Consider the following 7,849-nt stretch of genomic DNA (forward strand, 5'->3'; position numbering starts at 1 on the left):
GGCAAGTCGCCGTTTATCATAGCCTTCTAGGCGAACTCTTTAGCGCGCATTTCGTACCGTTTCGTTAAATTTAAAACCTATGCTCGCGGGCGGAGCCTTGGAATTTTAACGAATGCAGGGATCTCAACGAGCGCTTGAAATTTCAATCCGGGGCGATGATTTTGATTTCATCCGCGCAAGGTCTGTCAAAGTCCGCGCCGAAGGGATCTTGGACCGTGAAATAATGATCTATCGCGCCGCATCCGTGCCCGATCTGCTCGCTCCAGCCGAGCGCCCTGCGCACGAAGCCCTTGGCATGGGCGACGGCTGCGGGCAGACTAAGCCCCGCCGCCAGTGCGCACGCGATCGCGCTTGAAAGCGTGCAGCCCGTACCGTGGGTGTTGCGCGTAGAAATTTTAGGCACGGAAAACTCATAAAATTTGCCGTTTTCATACAAAATATCGACCGCAAAATTTCTCAAATCCGCATTCTCTCCGCTCGGCTCAAAGCCCGCACCTAGAGACGCTACGGATAAATTTTGTTCAAATAGCGGCTCCGCGCTCGCCGCTAAATTTATGCCTTCGCTAGTAAAATTTTCCTCCGCGAAATCCGCGCTCTTCGTCGAACCCGCAGAATTTTCGCGTGCACCATTTTTGCCCGTCTCGCGCTGCGAAGCATTAAAATTTCGCGCTGTATTCATTTTAGCTGCGCCCGCTTCCGCCGCAATGCAAGTCGCGCTCGCAGCCGTCAGATCGCCGCCTTTAATCAAAATCGCGCCGCCGAAAAACTGCGAAATTTTAACCGCTGCCGCGCGCATATCGGCTAAGCTTAAAATTTTCATCTCCGCCAAAACCTCGGCCTCGCGCACATTGGGCGTGATAATCTCCGCGGCGGGGGCGAGCTTGTATTTTAGCGCATGTAGCGCGCTTTGTTTCATCAAAACTCCGCCGCTAGTAGCGACCATCACGGGATCTAAGACGACGTTTTTTGCGCCGTGTTTGCTCAGGCTCTTTGCGATGGCCTCGGCAACCCCCTCATTGGAGATCATTCCGATTTTAACGGCGTCCGGAAAGATGTCGCTAAAAATCGCGTCCAGCTGCGCCTCTACAAAATGCGGCGAAACGTCCAGCACGTCGAACACTCCGCGCGAATTTTGCGCCGTAAGCGCCGTAATAGCGCTCATTGCAAACATCTTGTGCGCGCTGATCGTTTTGATATCGGCCTGGATGCCCGCGCCGCCGCCGCTATCAGAACCCGCGATAGTAAGAATTTTTCTCATAAAAAGCCTTTAAAATTTTAGCGCGATTATATCGAAATTCCGCTATAATTCCACTCGGTAGATTATTTTACGGGCTAAATTTAAGTTTTCTTTATGTAGTTTTTATTATAATCTACGTTCGTTTCGTAATAACTATTACAAATACAAAATTTTAACCCAATTAGAGGAAATTACATGAAAAAAGTCGCTAGTTTGATTTTCGCAGCGCTTTTGATCTCCGGCTGCTCCTATTTTGAAAAAAAGGAGGAAAGCGGCGCAAAACAAAGCGGCGAGGCTCCCGCGCTACCGGTAGGCGTATTTACCGCCAAATCCGCCGATGTGCCGATAATTTTGAAATTTAACGGACAGACCGTAAGCGAGCTTGAGATAATGCTAAAGCCGCAGGTTTCGGGCACTATCGAAAAGCAGCTTTTCGAGCCGGGTCACAGCGTCAAAAAGGGCGACGTGCTCTACGAAATCGACCGCTCGCGCTACCAAGCGGCGTTTGACAGCGCAAACGCTACTCTTCAAAGCGCCTCGGCGGATTACAAAAGAGCCAAAGCGCTAAAAGCCGGCAACACGATCTCTCAAAAGGACTTCGACACCGCAAAGGCCGCGTTTATGGTAGCTGAAGCAAATTTTAAAAGCGCCAAGATCGATTTTGACCACTCGCTCGTGACCGCACCTTTTGACGGCATGGCGGGCGATACGCAAAAGGACGTAGGCGCATACGTAAATGTTGGCGAGGATCTGGTGCGCCTTAGCAAATTTGATCCGATCGACGTAGAATTCGGCATCGCAGACGTCGATAGGCTAGAACTTGATACAAATTTAAAAAACGGGCAGTGGAAGCAGCTAGGTCGTCAGGTAAGCATAAATCTCGGCGGCAAGGACTACAACGGCACGCTAAGTTTTATCGATAGCGTCATCAATACAAATACCGCGTCCGTCAGCGCCAAAGCTCAAATTCCAAATCCAAATTTGGAAATTCGCCCTGGAATTTTTACTAAAGTAAGCGTCGAGGGCTTTTATCAGAAAAACGGCTTTAAAATTCCGCAAGTTGCGCTCAAGCAAGATCTTAGCAACACCATAGTCTATGTCGTACAAGACGGCAAGGTCGCTAAAAAAGTGGTCAAAATTTCGGCTCAAGATACCCGCACTGCGACGATCTCAAGCGGGCTGCAGGACGGCGATCAGATCATTTTGGATAATTTTAAAAAGATCAACGTGGGCTCCAAGGTCACTCCCGTACCCGCAAGCACCGATCCTTACGTAGCGGGACAGCCTGAAGCATCTCAGAGCAATGCGGAAAGCGGGAAATAATGTTTTCTAAATTTTTCATCAACCGCCCCGTCTTTGCCTGCGTCGTTTCGATAATCATCGTAATCGCGGGCGTTTTGGCTCTTAAGAATTCCTCCGTCGAGGAGTATCCGCAGCTTACGCCGCCGCAAATCGTCGTAAACGCTACATATAGCGGCGCGGATGCGCAAACGATCGCCGACGTCGTCGCAGCGCCTCTTGAAAACGCGATCAACGGCGTTGAGAATATGATCTATATGCAAAGCTCGGCAAGCTCCTCGGGCTCTGTTAGTATCAACGTATACTTTCAGATCGGCACCGATCCTGATGATGCAAAAGTCAATGTAAATAACCGCGTAACGCCCGCTCTTACGCTGCTTCCCGACGAGGTGCGCAGGTACGGCGTAACCGTCACCGAGCGCAGCAGTACGATGCTCGAAGTACTCGCGTTTTACGATCCTAGCGAGCAGATGGACGTAGTAGAGATGCAAAACTACGTAGCTATCAACGTCGTTGATGAGCTAAAGCGCGTGCCAGGCGTCGGAGAGGCTCAGGCGCTGGGTACGAAAGACTATGCTATGAGGATCTGGGTAAAGCCCGAGCTGCTTAAGACATTTAACGTTACGACCGCCGAGATAATCGCTGCGATAAGCGAGCAAAACAGCCAATACGCCGTAGGCAAGATGGGCGAGCAGCCGATGAACTTGGGTAATCCCTACGTCTATGCGATCAAGCCCGAGGGTCGTTTAAAAACCGTCGAAGAATTTGAAAATATCATCATACGCGCGCAGAAGGACGGAAATTTCTTGCGCGTAAAAGATGTCGCCGAAGTCAAACTCGGCGGCGCGAGCTACAATATTTCGGGTAAATATAACGGTAAGGCGATGGTGCCCGTGCTTATCTTTATGCAAAGCGGCGCCAACGCCCTAGCCGTAGTCGAAGCGGTAAATAAGCGCATAGACGAGCTTAAGCCGAATTTCCCGGGCGAGCTGACCTACGGCGTCGCCTACGATACGACGAGCTTCGTAAAGGTCTCTATCGAGGAGGTTATACATACCTTCATCGAAGCGCTGATTTTGGTTATTTTGGTTATGTATATGTTTCTGGGCAATATCCGCTCTACGATCATCCCGACTCTTGCCGCTCCAGTATCGATCTGCGGCGCGTTTATAGGAATTTACGCCTTCGGATTTTCTATAAATTTAATCACCCTTTTTGCACTTATTTTAGCTATCGGCATCGTTGTTGACGACGCGATCATAGTAATCGAAAACGTGGAGAGAATTCTGCACGAAGAGCCGCAGTTAAGCGTCAAAGAAGCTACCACGAAAGCGATGGGCGAGATCGTAGCGCCAGTTATCTCGATCGTGCTCGTGCTTTCGGCGGTTTTCGTGCCGGTTGCGCTTATGGAGGGCTTTACGGGGGTTATGCAGAGACAATTTGCTTTAACGCTCGTAGCTTCGGTGTGTTTTTCAGGTTTCGTAGCCCTTACGCTAACGCCCGCACTTTGCGCTCTAATCTTGCAAAAAAAGGAATCCGAGCCGTTTTTCTTTGTAAGATGGTTTAATAATCTTTTCGGCGTCTCGACTAAAATTTACGCCGCAGGCGTCGGCATGGTTCTGCGCCATGTGCTAATCAGCCTCGTTTTTGTGGGCATCATCATCTATGCGATGATAGAGCTTTTTAAAATTACCCCTACCGGCCTGGTACCTAACGAGGACAAAGGATCGATTATGGCGATGACCACGCTTCCGTCGGCATCTACTCTACCTAGGACAGAAGCCGATCAAAATTTCATCGCAAGTATCGCCAAAAAGCATTCCAATATCGTGGACATAACCCAAATCGCGGGATACGATATGCTAGCAGGAGCCCTCAGAGAAAACGGCGGAGCGTTTTTTATAAAGCTAAAAGACTGGAAAGAGCGCCCGGGCGATGAAAATTCCAACTTTGCCATAGCCGCCGCGCTAAACGGCGAGCTCTACGGCGCGGATCGCAACTCGATGACCTACGTCGTCACGCCGCCGCCTATTATGGGTCTTTCGCTTACGGGCGGATTTGAGCTCTACGCGCAAAGCACGACGGGCAAGAGCTACGATGAAATTCGCGCCGATATGGATCGCGTAACCGCCAAAGCCAACCAACATCCCGCTTTAAAGCTCGTGCGAACGACGCTGGATACTGATTTCCCGCAGTATAAGCTCTACCTCGATAAAGAGAAGGTAAAGATGCTAGGCGTTAGCATAGCCGATATTTTCACCGTGCTAAATTCTACCATCGGGCAGTATTATATCAACGACTTTAACCTCATGGGTCGCACATTCAAGGTCTATATCCGCGCTACGCAAAACTACAGAGACGATCCTAACGATTTAAAATCGCTCTACGTCCGCAGCGCTAGCGGCGATCTGATCCCGCTAAATTCTTTAGTAAGGCTTGAGCGCTCTTTGGGTCCGGATTCCGTTAATAGATTTAACGCCTTCCCGGCTGCGCTAATTATGGGCGAGCCAAATACGGGCTACACTTCGGGTCAGGCGATCGCCGCGATCCAAGAGGTTATAAAAGAGGAGCTTCCTAGCGGATATTCGATCGGCTGGTCGGGCTCCGCGTATCAAGAGGTCAGCGAGACGGGCAAGGGCGCGCAGGCATTCGTATTCGGAATGATCTTCGTGTTTTTGATCCTGGCGGCTCAATACGAAAGGTGGCTCATGCCGCTTGCCGTGCTTACCGCCGTGCCGTTTTCGGTATTCGGCGCACTCGTGTTTACATATTTCCGCGGGCTAAATAACGACATATATTTTCAGATCGGACTTTTACTTCTAATCGGTCTGGCGGCAAAAAACGCGATTTTGATCGTGGAATTTGCGATGAATGAGCACCTAAATAACCACCGCCCTATCGCAGAAGCCGCCGTAGAGGCCGCCAAGATGAGGTTTCGCCCTATCGTGATGACGAGCCTTGCGTTCGGTCTGGGCGTGCTTCCGATGGTTATCGCTACCGGCGCGGGCGCGGCTAGCCGCCATGCACTGGGAACCGGCGTCGTAGGCGGAATGCTCGCGGCATCTACGATCGCGATCTTTTTCGTGCCGCTATTTTTCTACCTGCTCGAAAGCTTCAACGCTTGGCTTGATAGACGCGGCAAAAAAGTCCAAACTAACGAGGTGAACGATGAAAATAAATAACGCTCTTTTAAGCGCCTTGACGCTTGGAATTTTACTCTGCGGCTGCAACTTCAAGCCCGTCACGCCGCAAAAGCAGACCGGCTTTAAGGCGGATTACGCGAGCACAAACGTTAGCACGCAGTGGTGGAAAAGCTTCAACGATCCGCAGCTAAACGCCCTGATCCAAAGCGCGCTGGAGCAAAATTCCGACCTGCAAACCGCGCTGAATAATGTCGAGTATGCGCGCGTAAATTTGGGACTAAACAAGCTTGAGTACCTGCCGAATGTAAATTTAAGCGGCAGCGCGGTGCGCCAAAATAATTTCGGCAACCAGCCCGATCGCAACTCTCACGGCGCGTATCAGATCGGCGCCGTGCTAAGCTACGAGATCGATCTTTGGGGGCGCGTGCGCAACAGCGTAGATTCGGCGCGATCTCGATTTAATGCGACGAAATATGACTACGAAACCGCCAAAAATACGATCACTAGCACGGTTGCGACGACCTATTTTACGCTACTAGCGTTAAAGCAGCAGGAACAAATTTTAAAAGACAGCCTAAAAAGCTATCAAGATACGCAAAACTACCGCAAAAAGCAGCTCGATGCGGGCGCGGTTAGCGAGATCGTATTTTATCAGGCCAAAGCTGCGGTGCAAAGTGCCGAGGCGAGCCTCATAAGCGTGCAAAATCAGCTCTCTGCGGCGCAGACCTCGCTAAATATCCTAACGGGCAAGAGCTACGATGAAATTTTACGCGGTGCGCCGCAGACCGCCGCGAAAATGCCTAGCGCGCCGCAGATCCCAAGCAGAATCCCAAGCGACGTGATCCTGCACCGCCCGGACGTCGCAAGCTCGCTCGAAAATCTACGCTCGAGCAACTTCTTAGTGGGCGTCGCCAAGGCAGGTTACTTCCCTACCTTCTCGCTTACCGGCTCGGCAGGATACGCAAGCGGCGAGTTTGACAGGCTATTTACTGCAAACGCGAGCACGTGGAGTATCGGTGGCTCGCTCGCAGGGCCGCTGCTTGATTTCGGCCGCCAAAAAAGGCGCGTAGAGCTTGCGAATTTAGAGCAAAACGCGAGCTTCATCGCATACGACAAGGCGCTTAAAACCGCTTTCGGCGACGTTCGCGACGCGCTTGTAGGCGTGCAAAATGCCAAATTAAGACAGGCAAGCCTCGCCGATCTCGTTGCTTCGCAGAGCAAAATTTATTCAAACGCCTCAAGCAGGTATCAGGCGGGCTACAGTGATCATCTGGAGTTTTTGGATTCGCAGCGAAACCTACTTAGCGCGCAGCTAAACAAAGTGCAGACCGATCTTGACGTGCTAAACGCGACGGTGAATGCATACAAGGCGCTTGGCGGCGGCTTTAGTATCGAGGATAGCGAAATAAAGGCGCTTATCGGCGCGGAGCAGGACGTGCAGCCCGATATGTCCGCCTTCCCGAAGGATAGAATTTTTAATTAACTTTCTAAATTTATCGGCGGCGCGAAATTTTAAAATACTCATAAATTTAAAGCGCTGCCGAAATTTTACTGTGCAAGCGGACTATATGAAAGTAAAATTTGCTTGCGTTTTTTAAATTTAGCGCTGCGTCGAACGGCAGGTCTAAATTTAAAAAGTAATCCAAATTTTAAAATATCCGCAGCAAGGTAAAATCGCACTCGGCTAGAAAGCGCAAAGCGGCCTGCTTCGTGGCGCGGCAGAATTCCAAGCGCTGCGGTAAAATTTCCAAGCAGCACGGCGAAATTCTAATCGCTGCAGAAAAATTCCAAGCGGCGCGGTAGAATTCCAAGCGCCGCGTTTTAAATTTAAAGGCAAAACGGGTTGCGCGCCGAAACGGAATTTGGCAAAATTTTAGATTTTCGCTATAATCGCGACTTTTAATTTAGATGGGTGTCCGAGCGGTTGAAGGAGCACGCCTGGAACGCGTGTAAAGTGCAAGCTTTCGAGGGTTCGAATCCCTTCCCATCTGCCATTATCTTAAAATTGCATCCCCGCAAAACTCTAAAATTTCGCTTTCCTACTCGGCGAAAATTTTATAAATTTAAATCCAAATTCCCACCCTCGCCGTAAATTTAACGATAAAAGACAAAATTTCCTCCGCCGAAAATCAAACCCCAAAGCCGCCTAAATTCTATCTCTACGCCCGCC

At 50.3% G+C, this 7,849-nt stretch carries 4 protein-coding genes and 1 tRNA gene; 4 read left to right on the forward strand and 1 reads right to left on the reverse strand.

Features of this window, described 5'->3' with window-relative positions; all coding sequences use genetic code 11:
• Positions 1–142: 142 nt before the first annotated feature.
• Positions 143–1,258 carry a bifunctional hydroxymethylpyrimidine kinase/phosphomethylpyrimidine kinase gene (gene thiD / locus Q0438_RS09770; RefSeq protein ID WP_299190492.1) on the reverse strand — a complete coding sequence of 372 codons (1,116 nt, stop codon included), beginning with the start codon at positions 1,256–1,258 and terminating at the stop codon, positions 143–145.
• Positions 1,259–1,432: 174 nt separating this feature from the next.
• On the opposite strand from thiD, the gene Q0438_RS09775 reads away from it, so the two are divergent.
• From Q0438_RS09775 to Q0438_RS09790, 4 genes are all read left to right on the forward strand, one after another.
• Positions 1,433–2,560 carry an efflux RND transporter periplasmic adaptor subunit gene (locus tag Q0438_RS09775; protein WP_299190494.1) on the forward strand — a complete coding sequence of 376 codons (1,128 nt, stop codon included), beginning with the start codon at positions 1,433–1,435 and terminating at the stop codon, positions 2,558–2,560.
• Positions 2,560–5,718: an efflux RND transporter permease subunit gene (locus Q0438_RS09780; RefSeq protein WP_299190496.1), complete on the forward strand. Its 3,159-nt coding sequence runs from the start codon at positions 2,560–2,562 to the stop codon at positions 5,716–5,718. The genes Q0438_RS09775 and Q0438_RS09780 overlap by 1 nt, the downstream gene beginning before the upstream one ends.
• Complete coding sequence (locus Q0438_RS09785; protein ID WP_299190497.1) at positions 5,705–7,162, forward strand: efflux transporter outer membrane subunit; 1,458 nt, start codon at positions 5,705–5,707, stop codon at positions 7,160–7,162. Before Q0438_RS09780 ends, Q0438_RS09785 begins: the two co-directional genes overlap by 14 nt.
• A 423-nt stretch (positions 7,163–7,585) precedes the next feature.
• Positions 7,586–7,673, forward strand: a tRNA-Ser gene (locus Q0438_RS09790).
• The last annotated feature ends 176 nt before the right edge of the window (positions 7,674–7,849 follow it).

Source organism: uncultured Campylobacter sp. (genome assembly GCF_938030785.1).
Taxonomy (GTDB): domain Bacteria; phylum Campylobacterota; class Campylobacteria; order Campylobacterales; family Campylobacteraceae; genus Campylobacter_B.

Excerpts from the sequence above, each read along its gene's own strand:
- thiD (WP_299190492.1), bottom strand. The coding sequence starts at position 1,258 with ATGAGAAAAATTCTTACTATCGCGGGTTCTGATAGCGGCGGCGGCGCG.
- Q0438_RS09780 (WP_299190496.1), top strand. The coding sequence starts at position 2,560 with ATGTTTTCTAAATTTTTCATCAACCGCCCCGTCTTTGCCTGCGTCGTT.
- Q0438_RS09785 (WP_299190497.1), top strand. The coding sequence starts at position 5,705 with ATGAAAATAAATAACGCTCTTTTAAGCGCCTTGACGCTTGGAATTTTA.
- Q0438_RS09775 (WP_299190494.1), top strand. The coding sequence starts at position 1,433 with ATGAAAAAAGTCGCTAGTTTGATTTTCGCAGCGCTTTTGATCTCCGGC.